Source organism: Nanoarchaeota archaeon (genome assembly GCA_018897155.1).
In the GTDB taxonomy this organism is placed as follows: Archaea; EX4484-52; EX4484-52; order EX4484-52; family LFW-46; genus LFW-46.
Window position 1 is genome coordinate 1 of the sequence record JAHILE010000030.1, and the last position, 13,708, is coordinate 13,708.

Here is a 13,708-nt window from a genome sequence, read left to right on the forward strand (position 1 = left end):
GCCGACACTCAAAGACAACATAAAATGCGGAAACTCTTTGATTGACGATTTGGCAGTTTCGGACAAAGCGTTCAGTTGGCGCGCCCAGTTCCCGAAAGTGTTCGCGCAGGGCGGGTTTGACGTTGTGGTCGGGAATCCGCCATATATTAGAATACAAACATTAGATAAAAAAGATATTGATTATTTTAGCAAGAACTATGCCTCAGCAATAGGCAATTATGATATTTATTCTTTATTTGTAGAAAAAGCGGTTAATTTAATAAAGGATTTGGGAAAAGTAGGGTTTATCCTACCAAATAAATTTTTTATATCTAACTATGGGCAACCTTTGAGAAATTTCATCATAACCAATAAAAGTTTAAAAGAAATTGTGAATTTTAAAGATAATCAAATATTTTTGGGCGCGAGCACGTATACTTGTTTGCTTTTTTTAGAAAAATCAAATAACACCCAGATAAAATATTCGGAAATGAATACGATAGAACATATTCATGATTATTTAGTAAAAATACCCCCTCTTTCTTCTTTTGATAATGGAGATCTTAAAACAGGAATGATTCAAGAAGACTCCTTAAAAAATAATGTTTGGAATTTTAATGTGGGAAGTAATCAGAGAATAATAAATCAACTAATAAAAATAAAGACGAATTTAAATCAAATCAAAGAGAATTTTTTTCAGGGTGTGGCTACGAGTGCCGATTCAATATATTTAGTAAAATTAGTTCAGGATTTAGGGGATAAAATAAAAATAAAAAGTGAAGAAACTGGAAAAGAACATATTATTGAAAAGGAATTCACAAAAAGATTAGTAAAAGGAAAAGATATAGAACGGTATTATGTTAATTACGTAAATAGAATTTTAATATTCCCGTATACAAAAACGGATAAAGGATATGAATCATTAACAGAAGAGGAATTACAGAAACATAATGGAATTTATTCTTATTTTAAAGAATTAGAGAATAAGATAAAAGATAGAGAACACAAGAAACTTTCTAAATCAAAAAGTTGGTTTTCTCTTACGTATCCCAGAAGCATTAATCTTTATGATTTACCTAAAATATTAACGCCAAACAGCGCATTTCATTCTTCTTTTTATTTTGATGAGCGAGATAATTATTATATGACCTGCGGAGTTGCTGGTGGATTTGCTTTGATATTAAACAAAGGCCATTCTTTAGATGAAAAATACTTATTAGGAATTCTTAATTCGAAATTGATGGAATATTTAAATCAGAATATAGGAACGTCACTACAAGGAAAGTATTACTCTTATGATCCCAAAATTATAGGACGATACCCAATTATAACTCCTGATAAAAAACAGCAGCAAGAAATAATATCCTTAGTAAATCAGATGCTTGCGCTTCAAAAGAAATATCATAACGATAAAAGCGCGGGGCGCGAAAAGGAACTCTTGGAACAGCAGATTAAGCAGGTGGACTTCGAGATTGATGAGCTGGTGTATAAGATTTATGGAATAACTGAGGAGGAAAGGAAAGTTGTTGAAGAAAGTTTGAGATAGATTGGTGATACTATGCCAAGAAGAAGAGTAACATTTTATGTCCGTAAGAAGGGTAGTAGACGCAAGAAAAAGGTTTCGTTTTTTGCATGGGATTGATACTATGGTTACAAAATACCACCGAACAGTTGAAGATGGAATTGTTCTATTGGGTAATCTATGGATTAAACAAAAAAGAGCAAAAACAGTATATCGAGGAAATCAAAGACCACTTTCGATTGTCGATTACAATTCTAAATCTATGGTAAACTATCAACCTGATGTTTATTTTAAGCTACGTAATAATAAAAAACTAATTTTTGAAGTTTTAGATAGTCAAGAAAAAAAACAAGATCTGATAATTGCGGATGTAATCCAATCATTTTTAATCGAAGATGTAGAGGGTGTTATTTTTGTTTATTCGGGCAATTTACCTGAGAAAATAAGAATAAACGAAGCATTAGTCACTATTGCAAAAGGATTAGTTTATAAGGGCATAAACGAATCTGAGATTCCATTCGATAGATCTGGTAGTATACCGGTAAAGCGTGAAGATGCTATATCTCCAGAAAAGGTAAAAGAAATACTATTGAAGAAAATAAAAGAGATAGAATCTTGTAAGAATGGATCGAATTTCTCAATACAATATTCTAAATATCAATAGAAATTTAGTCCTTCGAAACCCAAAGCACCCCCACCTAAGTCCTCGCCGCCAAACATGCGCCGCTTCTTCTGAAACACTTGTCTAATCAGATATCATGAATTATATCGGCAAGGCATAGGGAATATGTTTATATGCGCGGGTTAATTATTGATTGCCATAGCACCGGAATAATCGAATGGGCATAGGGTGAAAACAGCTATGGACAAAATAAATGTTTTGGGAACTGAAATATCTTATTGCAATTTCCGCGAAGACGACTATATCTCTTTGACAGATATGGTGAAAAATACCGAAAACGGCCTTGCTTTAATCGAAAAATGGCTGAGAAACAAGAACACAATAGAATTCCTCGGAATCTGGGAAGATATAAACAATCCCGATTTTAATTCCCCCGAATTCGAGGGAATTAAAAGCCAAGCAGGCCTGAACAGATTTATTCTTTCTGTCAAGCAATGGACAGAAAAGACAAATTCAATCGGCATTATTGCAAAAGCAGGAAGATATGGCGGAACTTACGCCCATAAAGACATTGCGTTTGAGTTTGCAGCATGGATATCGCCCAAGTTCAAGCTATACCTAATAAAAGAATTTCAAAGGCTGAAGGAAGAAGAGAAAAAACAATTGGGCTGGGACATTAAGCGAAATCTGGCTAAAATTAACTACGCGATCCACACGGGTGCGATAAAAGAAAATCTCATTCCAAAAGAAGTAACTCCGCAGCAGATAAACCTGATTTATGCAATGGAAGCGGACGTACTGAATGTTGCATTATTCGGCATGACGGCAAAAGAGTGGAGGGATGACAATGATGGCAAAAAAGGCAACATACGGGATTATGCAAATGTGTCCCAGCTTATCTGCCTTTCCAATTTGGAAAATTTAAATGCTTTTTTTATTAACGAAGGGCTGCCGCAGGATAAACGGCTGGTCAAATTAAACCAAATTGCAATCCAGCAAATGAAATTGCTGACTGATGATTCCAATGTCAGGAAAATGAAACTGAAAAGCAAGTAATTAAGAGGCAGTTATATACAATCCTTAATAAAAGAATTAACATGAAAACAAAAAAAACACTTATAATCTGCCAATCAATCCATCATGGAAATACTATGGAAATAGCAAAAGTTCTTGCTAATGAATTAAATGCGGAAATTAAAAAACCTTCTGAAGTAAAAAATGAAGAATTAGATAAGTATGATTTAATTGGTTTTGGTTCAGGAATATATGATGGTAAGCATCACATTAGTTTGCTTGATCTTGTAGACAAATCATCAAAGGGTGTTGGTAAAAAAACTTTTATCTTTTCAACTAGCGGGGCTCCTGTTGCTATACTGGGCGATAAGTTTCTAAGCAATTATTCAGTAAAAGCACATGCCGCACTCAAAGATAAGTTAGAATCTAAGGGTTACAAGATTCTTGGTGAGTTCATCGCACCCGGCTTTAATACCAATGTTTTTCTTAAATATATTGGCGGGTTAAATAAAAATAGACCAAATCAAAAAGATTTTGAGAGAGCAAAAGAATTTGCATCAAAAATAAAGGGCAGTTTTTGAGCTCCTCCGTAAAATCAAAGATTTTACTCCGTCCGCGCTCGTCGCTAACACTTCTCACCCTCGCATAATAGGGCTTTGTCGTATGAGGAGGGGCACCTCCGCCAAAAGAACGCGCATCCCCACGTCCGCGCCGCATTAGTTCGACATTTGCAGTGTTTTGAGTAGTCGCGCGCAAAACATATATAAAAACTTGCGACCGAGGAAGCCAGATGAAAGAAGAGGAACTGCTGAAGAAAAGCCTGATTAATCTAATCAAAAGCGCGGACTATCAACTTGGAATTCTGGAAAATGGCGGCACGGAGCTAAATGTCATAAAACTGTACGGGCGGCCCGAGACCCGCAAAATGGCGCTTTACTGTATACTGGATCTGTTAAAGCCATACAAATTCAATTCTGTTGTCGGAAGGGGCATTGGCGGAACGCCGATTGCAACAGAAGTGGCTGATGCAAGAAATGCCAACCTGGTACTTTATTCTCCAAAATCCAGAGATAGGACGGGAAATGCGCTCAAGGCATATAATCTGGAAAAAACCGATACCATAGTACTAGTTGACGACGTAATCTCGAGAAACAAATATCTTGGCATAAAGACAATGATCAGCGAAATAGAGAAGACGAAAGCTGATTTAGTGGGCTGTTTTTTCATTGCGAAAACAAATGATGTTGTATGGGACTTAGACACTGAGTATGCATACGTAATTGATGCAAAAAAAGATATCTTCAACCTGTAAATTGTCAGGAAATGCCGCAATTGCAAGACGCTCATCCATACAATATATTGAAAAATAAACGATACCAGACCCCAAAAGAAATGTTGTACTCCCGCCGGGTCCGCGCTGTCAAACGGGTGGCGCTTCTAAAAGTCAAAAACCAAGCTATTTAAATGTTCTGAAATCATGTAATTAACAGACAGTGGTGATTTTATGGCGATTATACTGGATGGAAATATTGGAAACGAAATAGCCCAAATAGCAAATAAACTATCAGAAAAATACGCGGTTCCTCTGGAACAGCTGGGCATGCTCATACAGTTTGAGTACGGCCAGCATCTTAAAGTCAATAATCTTATGGCCGAAAACGAAACAAAAATCAATACTCTTAAAAGGATTGCTACTGAATTTCTTGAATACACTTTGATTACCGGCCCTGGAAAATGTTTATCAGTGATATTGTCTATTGACCCTCAAAAATACGGGCCAAGATATGAATTCGGATGCGATTACACCATTTTTTCAAAAGATCCGATACTTATAGGAAAAAAAAGAAATATCCTGGAAAGGCTATTGAACAGGAAAGAAAAATAGATGATTCGCTGATGATTTGTACTGAAAAGGAAGATCTGCGTTATTTCTATATTGGAAGCCAGACAGACGGAATAGGCAATGAAGAAAGCGGCATCTCTGATATATCCGATCTTAATAGCTTATGCGGATGCAAAGACAAAGGATGCAGCCTGACGAATTATTTCAGCATAAATGATATATGTGAGATTGATGAGGATTCTTTTTACAGACAAATTGAAGGCGCTTTACTTGAAAGATTGCCGCAATATCCCGAAATTTCGGCAGCCATCAGAAAAGACATCATACCGTTGACGAAAAATGCCATGGATGATATAGTTCATCAACTAATTCAAAATATGGCAATGCCGCAAAAAGTTAATGATGATTCGTTAGGGTATTTTGGATAACGCCATCATCCGCGCGTCTTATCCAGAACCAAAACAATAATCCCTCAAATAATCAATGCAATATCCCCCCCCCAATTAAACCAAAAACATCCGCTTATACGTTCTGCCAGTCTGATTGTTATGAAAGTAAATGACGCGCATTACCATTTTGGATTTAACGGCTTTTTGGGAAGCATTGGACGCGGGAGATTAATTGTTAAAAACAGCTACAACAGCCTTAAGAAAGACTGGGACAAGTACGATATCCAGAATGCTGTTCTTTTTTCCATGCCTGAGCCATCGGGCTATTCAAGGTATTTTTCAGAGCTTGTTCTTGCACTTTCGGGGTACTACCTGTATAAAAAACTCCTTTTTTCCACGCCAATAGATGACTCATTACTGGCGAACAATGATTACTCTGGAATAAATGATACTATCAGCAAACTAAATGACGCTAGAATAGAATTTGTGCCTTTTGTCAATTCAAAATTTGAAATTTCAGACATCGAGCGATTCGATAATATCAAAGGAGTAAAATTCTACGAACCTCACGGCGCAATTCCCGACAGCCTGCTTGATTATCTTAACGAAAACGAGCTCAACATGGTATTGCACCTTTCCGAAGAGAACGATAAAAATCCCGACAAATTCCTTGAAATTGTAGAAAATAACGACGAAATAACGTTTCAGGCAGCTCACTGCGCGAATGGCATTCCTAAAATAATTGACGCTCTTGATGAATATTCCAACCTGTTTGTTGACACAAGCGCATGCACGCACCCATATTACAAATATTATAAAAATATCCCTCTTGAAGACATCACCAAAGAACATACTGATAAGGTGCTCTTTGGTTCGGACGAGCCGTGGACAAGATATGCCGAACAGATACAACAGATAGAGTGCCTTGATTTAAGCAGAACGGATGTGAATAAAATACTCAATCAAAACTATTTCCGGGTTTGGGGATAATAACATTCTTTTGACAATGCGGCGCCAATTACTTCTCAACTGACTCATCGCCGTCCCTGAATTTTGCAGAAACATGGCGCGATTCATAGTATGGCTTTCCGACTGCCTGCGGCAGCAAAGCAAATATGTGTTTTGGCCAGGATACTTGTCGCCTTTCTTCCATTCGACAGAATTGCCGTCTTTGTGCCTAGAATTTCCTTTGCATCAAAAGCATTTATATACGGAGAATCAAAATAGTATCTATGCTGCCATTCCAACTGGATCCCACCGAAGCATATGTTATGCTTAAGCCTCTGGCGCTTTTTGTCGGCGGCATGGTTTTTTATTCCGTATTCATCTTCAATTTCTACAAATTTTTGGCAAAAAAAGACCTTCTCGCTTTGAACCTCCACCAATATAATGCAGTAGAGCACGCGTTCATAAAAAAGGCATACCATGTTTTCCTTTACATACTGGAATACATCATAGTGATACCGATATGCACGTTCTTCTGGTTCATCGTACTTGCCGCAATGCTGACATTCCTTGCAAAAGAGCAGACAGTCCAAAGCGTTCTTCTGGCATCAATAAGTGTTGTCAGCGCAGTCAGAGTCACTGCATACTATAATGAAGACCTGTCCAAGGATCTTGCAAAGATGCTGCCTTTTGCACTGCTTGGCATATTCATCATTGATACATCATATTTCTCTTTTACAACGTCAATTGAAACTCTAAAAAGTTTTCCATCCTATTGGAAGCTATTATTATATTACTTCGGATTTGCAGTACTGCTGGAATTTGTTATGCGGATACTGCATATGCTTTTTGGCTCAAGCACTGAAGAAGAAATTCCTAAAGAAGGCGATGCAACCATTAATTAGCCGCGGCATATCTTTAATAACCGCAAAGCCAGGTTATTAGTAAACCTACTTCACCACATTAACTAAACGAGTTTAATTCAAGAACAAAGCTATTTCTTTTTTTCCTTTCGATATTCGATATAAGAATAGCAAAGCAAATAAAATGAAACAAGAATAATCGGCGCAATAATGAACCATATTGCATACTTACTGAAGAATATCCCTATGAACGCGACAATTCCGGAAAATTTAAACAGCTTTCCGCCGAGCTTGTGAGTCTTGTTCCAGACGCGCTCGCTTGACAAAGTCCATGGCGTCCGGATTCCGACGAACCAGTTCTGCTTCGCGTTCTCTATAAGAATTCCCAGATAATAGAAAAGCGCCCCCAGTGCAGGCACCATTAAACGCAGCATATCGAATCGATAGCCAAGATTCCACGCAATTGTCAGAAGATATAGGTAAAACATAAAGCCCATCAAAAGCGCGATAAATGCGTCGTAGTATTGCCTGAATTTCGCTATATTCTGCCTGCGCGGATCTATTTTTGGTATGATGGTGAAAAACAGTAACAGCCCGGCAGAAAGAAACGGCACAAAGAACAGCCCCCAGAATTTTGGCATGTAGCCGTTGACTTCGCCCTTTGCGTTCCAGTGGGACGCCATGCGGTCCGGCATTGAGGGATAGAAATACGCGCCGACAATAAATGAAAGCAGAATCACTGCAACAGCAAACATTTCGCTTTTTCGCATAGCAATAATTGTATTTTGCCATTAATAAATAATTTTAATCAAAAAATCTCGTTAAGCCATGATACTTGGAAGAAGCAAAAAGCGCGGCAATAAAGTGTGTTGTCCTAGGGTATTCAGAGCATAGGGAATGGCCCATGAAACTATTGCCCGCTAATAAAATCAAGAATTGAAGGCGCAATATAAGGAACTCTTCTTAATGTAACCGTTTTTCTATCAGCATCAAGAATCCCGAAATTTGCGAAGCTAGTCCCGCGGTATTCGAGGCTTTTTTGGTTGGGTCCTGTGCTTATCCAGTATTGTTTTCCCGGTTCAAGGTGTATTTCCAGCAAGCCGCCGAATTCATCTCCCAAATGCTCATTAGTTGGGTGCGCCTCCATAAATTTTTCACAGTACCCCGTGTAATAAGAATGCGCGAAAAATGCAATAAGCGGCTCGGTTTTAGGCCCTTTTTCCCATGCACGGATTTCTTTTTTAAATACTTCAGCCATGCTCACTCCATGCAGTATATCAGAACTATAATGGGCAAAAAGAAGATTGCCTTGCTTGTAATGCATTCGGTAATTTTTACCGCCTGAAAGGTGCTTTAAATATTCGCGTTCCCGCAAAAAAACCGAAATATTGTCATAAGGCATTGTTATGCCCATCCACACCCTTTCATTAGATGCGTCTGCCCAATCCGTTAAAAGATTGTATGTCTCCTGTGCTCCGCTCGCAAATGAACTTGGTTTTATACAGCCGTTGTCATCAAATCTTCCCAAAGTAACAAGCTAATATATTCGCTCAGCATCAGCGATTTCGAGTATTTTTTTGACAGCATGAGAGTTTCCCTTGATATTGCCGAATATAAGCGTTTTCCTATTCTTTAATCGCATGTTGAAAGTTAGAAAGATGTATTTTTATTCTTTCTTTCCCCACTAAATTGCGTGCCGGAGTCGCATAGCCAGGTAGTGCGACGGTCTCGAACAAGGTTCCACAGAACCTTGAGTACTGGACCGACCTCAACTTCATTGAGGGCGGGAAATCTCACACTTTTGAAACGCTTTGCGTTTCACGATTTTTCTTAATGAAAAATCTAAAAGTGCTCGACTTGTGCTTAAGCCAACAGAACTTGACGAGCTAACCGTTGTCTTCACGGACTCGCAGGTTCGAATCCTGCTTCCGGCGCCATTTTTGTAAAGCGCATGTTCTGCAAAGGATTAATTGTTTCAGAAACAGTTTGCGCATTTTTGTCCCGGAAAACGAAAATACTGACAAACACCGCATTTATAAAAGCCGCAGCTCAAGTAAACGGGCTTAAACAAAGTGATTAAAATGGTAAAAGTTAAAGGACATGAAATAAATGCAATAATCACCAATGCCGCATTTAACCGAAAGGCATTGCAATTTAAGAATAATATAATTACTCTTTTAAAACACATCGGTGTCAACGAATATGATGTCGAGATACCTCTTGAAAGCGTAGCGATTAAGAAGGCCAAAGCTTCTGCAACTTGGTATTTCTTGGGCCACCACATGCATTACAGCTACAATCTGCAGAAGAAATTCGTGGACAATCTCTACATAGTATACAAAGTAATAGAAATTGAAACAAAGCAGGTTCTTTTGAAAGAAAAGACAATAGAGGACTTCATTCAAGAGTTCAAAGAAGATTCGGATATTGTTGATAAACGCAAAGAAGCAAGAGAATTTTTAGGCTTTGAACACGATGTTGATGATATGGACGCCATCAACAAAAAATACAAAGACCTGGCACGCGCATTACATCCCGATACGCCTACCGGAAACACTGAAAAATTCAAGGAGCTGAATAACGCGCACAAAATCCTGAAAAGGGAATTGAACTAAGATAGTTCAACCTAGTACATTAAATGTTTCGGAACGCACTAAACTCACTACGGATTCAGAAATTTGAATTTGAAAGAGAGATACAACCTACGCGCCATGTAAACGTATGGTAGCAGGTTATTTAATATTTTTTATTCCGTCTGTTTATGGTGACGTTAATTATTTGGCGAATAAATAAATATGGCTTTTTTCGGATCTTCAGTAATTTCCTTTTTAATCATATCGTAATCATATGCTAGTGTATCCACCCATTTTCCTGAAAGAGCTTCTTTTGCAACACGGGCCACAAGTTCTAAATATATTTCTTTTGGACCTTTCTCAAGCGAAACTTTAGCTTTTCTACCTCCTTTAGGCAAGAACTTAGCTACATTGAATGGAACCGCATTAAAAGGATTTATTCCCTTTTCAAACTCAATAAGAAATGCCATTTGACTGCTATTCGGAAGATGGTATACTGAATGTATAGAGAGGCTAACTTCCGAAGGATACCTGATCGGATCGCTAACCGTAACAATCTTTTCTTGCGGAGCACTATCTTGAACACTTAGATTCGGCGAATTTGCTGGGGGCTTATACACCACGATTTCTGTGCTGGATTTTGTGCCTGACTTACGCACCTGATTAATATTTTTGACAAGTTGATTCAAATAACTTTGTGCCTTGCTTCCAGGAATTGCATTGCTGCCACGATAATTTGTAATACGTAGTTCATCAGTCATATAATCACCAATATGTAACCACCACTAAATAACATCAAATCTTTATAAAGCTTTTGGCGATGTGCTCAAAAACAAATCTCAGACTTATTGTGGGCTATTTCTCCTTCAACAACTTTTTTATTCCATTCACATGCCCTGCGCCGACAACAACGACAATTGTCCCGAATTGCTCCTGCAGTTTTTTTATGTTGCGCGCCATATGCCGGTTCCGCTCCTCAATCAAAACCTCGTAAATCATCGGGAATTCACGCTTAAGCTCAACTAGCGCGCGCTCTATCAATTTCTCGTCAGGCACTTTGTTCAGGTCAAATTCCGCAATCATTGTGACGCCTTTTATAGGGATGCCAATGAACGCAGGAATTAAATAAAGCAGAAGCTTTAATTTGCCAAAAAACCCGAGCTTTTTCATCAGGCGCGTCACAGTATAATTTATGTCCTGGTCAATGAAAGCGACTCGCACGCCGTTCATTGTTGCGTATTCAACAGCAGAAAGCATCTCCTGGCCGGGAAAAATATTGGTCTGCTTGCTCAGGTTTTCCTGCATCTTCTGCATTAGAACAAGAATTGCCTTCTGCAAAAATGGCAGCTTCACATTGCCCTTTTGCCTGTAAAGCATCGCATAATACCTGTTTGAATCAAGCTCGACAGCTATGCAATCCGGCTTTTTCTCATTTATCGCTTCTTTGACCTTTTCAATGCTTTCGCTTGCTATGTGTGATGTTCCGACAATATATATCCGCTTAATCTGCTTGCGATTCGCTCCAGACGTTTCATCCCAAGTCGAAGAAGTCTGGCCAAAAACATGCATGTGAATAATTTGAAAGAAGACATTATAAAGATGAAAGAAACGCATCAATTTTTGATATGTGAATCACATTCATACTATCAATTACAAGGTTCGGCTCAAGTTTTTTCAAATCAGCTTTTGTTGCTGTTCCTGTGGCAACTGCAATGCATTTCATTTCCGCGGCAATTGCCGCCATGACGCCCCATAAAGAGTCCTCAAAAACAAGACATTTTTTTGGCGCGATTTTCAGCGCCTTTGCGGCTTTGAGAAATATTTCCGGATTCGGCTTGCTATTTTTTACATCATCTGAAGAAACAATTACCGAAAAATATTTCGCAATCCCTGTTTTATCAAGAGCTTCATCAATTCCCCTGCGGTTTGCAGAAGATGCGACAGCCAAAGGGATTTTTTTGGAATGAAGCATGCGAATAAGCTCTGCAACTCCCGGAAGCAGCTTTATGTATATTCCGTTAGTTTCCTTGTAAAACTCGCGTTTTAGGCGCGCGATTTCCTCAACCTCTGCATCAATGCTCGGCTTTTTCAGAAGCGCGCGTATTATTTCCTCGCCAGTCTCGCCGTAATATTTATATATTTCTTTCGGCTTTTGCTTCGGATATCCTTTTACAGCAAACGCGCGGTTTAGCGTCAGAACGTGGCCGTCAAGCGCATCTATCAGCGTTCCGTCAAGGTCGAAGATTACTGCACGAATCATGGATATTATTAGCCAGAAAATATTATAACCTGAAAAAACGCATCAAACGATATCACCACGAGCGCCATTTAGAATTCGGATATTTTACTTTTGCTTCTTTAGGCTCAAACGCAAATCACACTATTGTAAGAAACAATATTATAGACGGATTGGGTGCCGGCACAGGATTTCAGGGAGAAGGAAGCTTGAACGTCACGTTTGTAAATAATACGATTAATAACAGTTATTACGGCATTATGCTTATGCAATCTGCAGGACGTAATAATATAAATTGGACGATCTCGGATAACGCTATTATCGCCACTAATTATGGCATGTTGCTCTCAGAATCTAACTCAAATAATGTCTCGAGAAATAACATCACTATTTCAGACGCTTACGGTGTTGGCATTATGTTATTTTCTAATGTTTTGTCTGCTAATTCAAATACGATTTCAGGCAATATTGTCACCACACTTGGCGCTTTTACACGCGGTATTTATATATACATATACATACATATATATATAATACGATATATATAATACGGCTACGCAGAATATTATTTACAATAATAAATTTATTTACACCAACATAGCAGTTGATTCAAGCGTCATGACAAACTACTGGAATACTACAAAGCAATCAGGAATAAACATAATCGACGGGGCTGTAATTGGGGGAAATTATTATGAGCGCGAAGGTTCTGGCTATGGCGAAACATGTACAAACGCAGAGTCTGACGAATTCTGTGATTCTCCATATACATTAGGGGCAGACAATGTGGATTACCTGCCGTTAAGCAATGCGCCGGTTACCAATCCAATCATAACAGTTCAATCGCCTTTGAGTCAAGTATATGCCTCAAATTCGACATGGTTCAACATTACAGTGGATAAATTCAATATATAACACAACTGGCGGCACAATATCTAATTCATACAACCTAACAACGAATGAAAACGGGGTTCTGCCATCATTTACAATATCATTGAATGAAAATTCAGAGATGGCCATTATTACGGACATAGATCCGCCAAATATAATCCTGATTTCACCTGGAAACACAACATCCCTCTCAGCAGGAACAACGTTCATATGGATTAACATAACAACAGACGAAAACGCCGTGTGCAGATACAACCTAATAAATTCATCTTTTGCGTATTCAGACGGAACGAACTTCACAAACACCGGAAGCACAAGCCATTCGTTTCTTTATTCCGGCTTGTCTGACGGGACAACGTACAGCCTGTATTACAAATGCAATGACAGCTACGGAAATATAAACGCTGATTCTGTTTATCATGTATTCAGCGTCAGTTCGCCTGCGCAGCAAACTACAACCACAACTTCATCCTCCGGCGGTGGAGGAGGCGGAGGCTCAACAACGACAAAAACAATAACCGTTCTGCCAAAAAACGATATTGAAAAAGTTGTTGTGAACCTGAAATCCGCGCTTTCAGGAGCTTCGGTTACTGTTGCAAAAGTTGAAACAGTGCCTGTTTCTGCGCCGAAAGAACCGGTTTACCAGTACATCAACATCACAAAGAAGAATTTCAACAATTCTCAGATAAACAATGCGACGATTGATTTCAAAGTCAATAAGTCGTGGATTTTGCAGAACAACTTTACAATGATATGGCTTGCTCGCTATGAAAACGGCTGGAACAAGCTGAAGACGGATTTGCTCAATTCAACCGCGACTGTGAATTATTA

17 protein-coding genes and 1 tRNA gene are annotated in these 13,708 nt (G+C 38.6%); 13 read left to right on the top strand and 5 right to left on the bottom strand.

Features of this window, described 5'->3' with window-relative positions; genetic code table 11:
- Positions 1-124 precede the first annotated feature (124 nt).
- From KKB09_03775 to KKB09_03815, 9 genes are all read left to right on the top strand, one after another.
- Positions 125-1,525, top strand: a complete 1,401-nt coding sequence (locus KKB09_03775) for an Eco57I restriction-modification methylase domain-containing protein (protein ID MBU4300315.1) — start codon at positions 125-127, stop codon at positions 1,523-1,525.
- 100 nt (positions 1,526-1,625) lie between these two features.
- Entirely contained in the window at positions 1,626-2,165 is a 540-nt protein-coding gene (locus KKB09_03780; protein ID MBU4300316.1) for a hypothetical protein, read from the top strand.
- A 198-nt stretch (positions 2,166-2,363) separates the two neighbouring features.
- Complete coding sequence (locus tag KKB09_03785) at positions 2,364-3,179, top strand: KilA-N domain-containing protein (GenBank protein ID MBU4300317.1); 816 nt, start codon at positions 2,364-2,366, stop codon at positions 3,177-3,179.
- Between the two features lie 41 nt (positions 3,180-3,220).
- Positions 3,221-3,718 (top strand): flavodoxin family protein, encoded by a 498-nt coding sequence (locus tag KKB09_03790; protein MBU4300318.1) that lies wholly within the window; start codon positions 3,221-3,223, stop codon positions 3,716-3,718.
- 209 nt (positions 3,719-3,927) lie between these two features.
- Positions 3,928-4,449, top strand: a complete 522-nt coding sequence (locus KKB09_03795) for a hypothetical protein (GenBank protein MBU4300319.1) — start codon at positions 3,928-3,930, stop codon at positions 4,447-4,449.
- Between the two features lie 192 nt (positions 4,450-4,641).
- On the top strand, positions 4,642-5,022 hold the full coding sequence (locus tag KKB09_03800; protein ID MBU4300320.1) for a hypothetical protein: 381 nt from the start codon (positions 4,642-4,644) through the stop codon (positions 5,020-5,022).
- Positions 5,023-5,033: 11 nt separating this feature from the next.
- Positions 5,034-5,408 (top strand): hypothetical protein, encoded by a 375-nt coding sequence (locus tag KKB09_03805; protein MBU4300321.1) that lies wholly within the window; start codon positions 5,034-5,036, stop codon positions 5,406-5,408.
- Positions 5,409-5,528: 120 nt separating this feature from the next.
- Positions 5,529-6,359, top strand: a complete 831-nt coding sequence (locus KKB09_03810; protein MBU4300322.1) for an amidohydrolase family protein — start codon at positions 5,529-5,531, stop codon at positions 6,357-6,359.
- A 242-nt stretch (positions 6,360-6,601) separates the two neighbouring features.
- Positions 6,602-7,219 (top strand): hypothetical protein, encoded by a 618-nt coding sequence (locus tag KKB09_03815; GenBank protein MBU4300323.1) that lies wholly within the window; start codon positions 6,602-6,604, stop codon positions 7,217-7,219.
- Positions 7,220-7,308: 89 nt separating this feature from the next.
- On the opposite strand, the gene KKB09_03820 is transcribed toward KKB09_03815, so the two are convergent.
- Together KKB09_03820 and KKB09_03825 are read right to left on the bottom strand one after the other, a co-directional pair.
- Positions 7,309-7,947: a DUF1648 domain-containing protein gene (locus KKB09_03820; GenBank protein ID MBU4300324.1), complete on the bottom strand. Its 639-nt coding sequence runs from the start codon at positions 7,945-7,947 to the stop codon at positions 7,309-7,311.
- 140 nt (positions 7,948-8,087) lie between these two features.
- Positions 8,088-8,705, bottom strand: coding sequence for a hypothetical protein (locus tag KKB09_03825; protein MBU4300325.1), 618 nt, complete (start codon positions 8,703-8,705; stop codon positions 8,088-8,090).
- 167 nt (positions 8,706-8,872) lie between these two features.
- On the opposite strand from KKB09_03825, the gene KKB09_03830 reads away from it, so the two are divergent.
- Positions 8,873-9,114: transfer RNA gene (locus KKB09_03830), tRNA-Ser, on the top strand.
- 144 nt (positions 9,115-9,258) lie between these two features.
- The gene (locus KKB09_03835) at positions 9,259-9,792 is read left to right on the top strand and encodes a J domain-containing protein (GenBank protein ID MBU4300326.1); all 534 of its coding nucleotides are present in this window, start codon (positions 9,259-9,261) and stop codon (positions 9,790-9,792) included.
- Positions 9,793-9,947: 155 nt separating this feature from the next.
- On the opposite strand, the gene KKB09_03840 is transcribed toward KKB09_03835, so the two are convergent.
- The 3 genes from KKB09_03840 to KKB09_03850 form a co-directional block, all read right to left on the bottom strand.
- Positions 9,948-10,511, bottom strand: coding sequence for a hypothetical protein (locus tag KKB09_03840; GenBank protein MBU4300327.1), 564 nt, complete (start codon positions 10,509-10,511; stop codon positions 9,948-9,950).
- Between the two features lie 94 nt (positions 10,512-10,605).
- Positions 10,606-11,319, bottom strand: coding sequence for a TraB/GumN family protein (locus tag KKB09_03845; protein ID MBU4300328.1), 714 nt, complete (start codon positions 11,317-11,319; stop codon positions 10,606-10,608).
- A gap of 22 nt (positions 11,320-11,341) precedes the next feature.
- Positions 11,342-12,010 carry an HAD family phosphatase gene (locus KKB09_03850; protein MBU4300329.1) on the bottom strand — a complete coding sequence of 223 codons (669 nt, stop codon included), beginning with the start codon at positions 12,008-12,010 and terminating at the stop codon, positions 11,342-11,344.
- A gap of 516 nt (positions 12,011-12,526) precedes the next feature.
- On the opposite strand from KKB09_03850, the gene KKB09_03855 reads away from it, so the two are divergent.
- Both KKB09_03855 and KKB09_03860 read left to right on the top strand, forming a co-directional pair.
- The gene (locus KKB09_03855) at positions 12,527-12,901 is read left to right on the top strand and encodes a hypothetical protein (protein MBU4300330.1); all 375 of its coding nucleotides are present in this window, start codon (positions 12,527-12,529) and stop codon (positions 12,899-12,901) included.
- A partial coding sequence (locus KKB09_03860) for a PGF-pre-PGF domain-containing protein (GenBank protein ID MBU4300331.1) occupies positions 12,849-13,708 on the top strand: 860 nt, incomplete at its 3' end. The genes KKB09_03855 and KKB09_03860, both read left to right, overlap by 53 nt.

Coding starts and splice junctions, on each gene's coding strand:
- KKB09_03780 (MBU4300316.1), top strand. CDS start 1,626: ATGGTTACAAAATACCACCGAACAGTTGAAGATGGAATTGTTCTATTG.
- KKB09_03785 (MBU4300317.1), top strand. CDS start 2,364: ATGGACAAAATAAATGTTTTGGGAACTGAAATATCTTATTGCAATTTC.
- KKB09_03790 (MBU4300318.1), top strand. CDS start 3,221: ATGAAAACAAAAAAAACACTTATAATCTGCCAATCAATCCATCATGGA.
- KKB09_03795 (MBU4300319.1), top strand. CDS start 3,928: ATGAAAGAAGAGGAACTGCTGAAGAAAAGCCTGATTAATCTAATCAAA.
- KKB09_03800 (MBU4300320.1), top strand. CDS start 4,642: ATGGCGATTATACTGGATGGAAATATTGGAAACGAAATAGCCCAAATA.
- KKB09_03805 (MBU4300321.1), top strand. CDS start 5,034: ATGATTTGTACTGAAAAGGAAGATCTGCGTTATTTCTATATTGGAAGC.
- KKB09_03810 (MBU4300322.1), top strand. CDS start 5,529: ATGAAAGTAAATGACGCGCATTACCATTTTGGATTTAACGGCTTTTTG.
- KKB09_03815 (MBU4300323.1), top strand. CDS start 6,602: ATGCTGCCATTCCAACTGGATCCCACCGAAGCATATGTTATGCTTAAG.
- KKB09_03820 (MBU4300324.1), bottom strand. CDS start 7,947: ATGCGAAAAAGCGAAATGTTTGCTGTTGCAGTGATTCTGCTTTCATTT.
- KKB09_03835 (MBU4300326.1), top strand. CDS start 9,259: ATGGTAAAAGTTAAAGGACATGAAATAAATGCAATAATCACCAATGCC.
- KKB09_03840 (MBU4300327.1), bottom strand. CDS start 10,511: ATGACTGATGAACTACGTATTACAAATTATCGTGGCAGCAATGCAATT.
- KKB09_03845 (MBU4300328.1), bottom strand. CDS start 11,319: ATGCATGTTTTTGGCCAGACTTCTTCGACTTGGGATGAAACGTCTGGA.
- KKB09_03850 (MBU4300329.1), bottom strand. CDS start 12,010: ATGATTCGTGCAGTAATCTTCGACCTTGACGGAACGCTGATAGATGCG.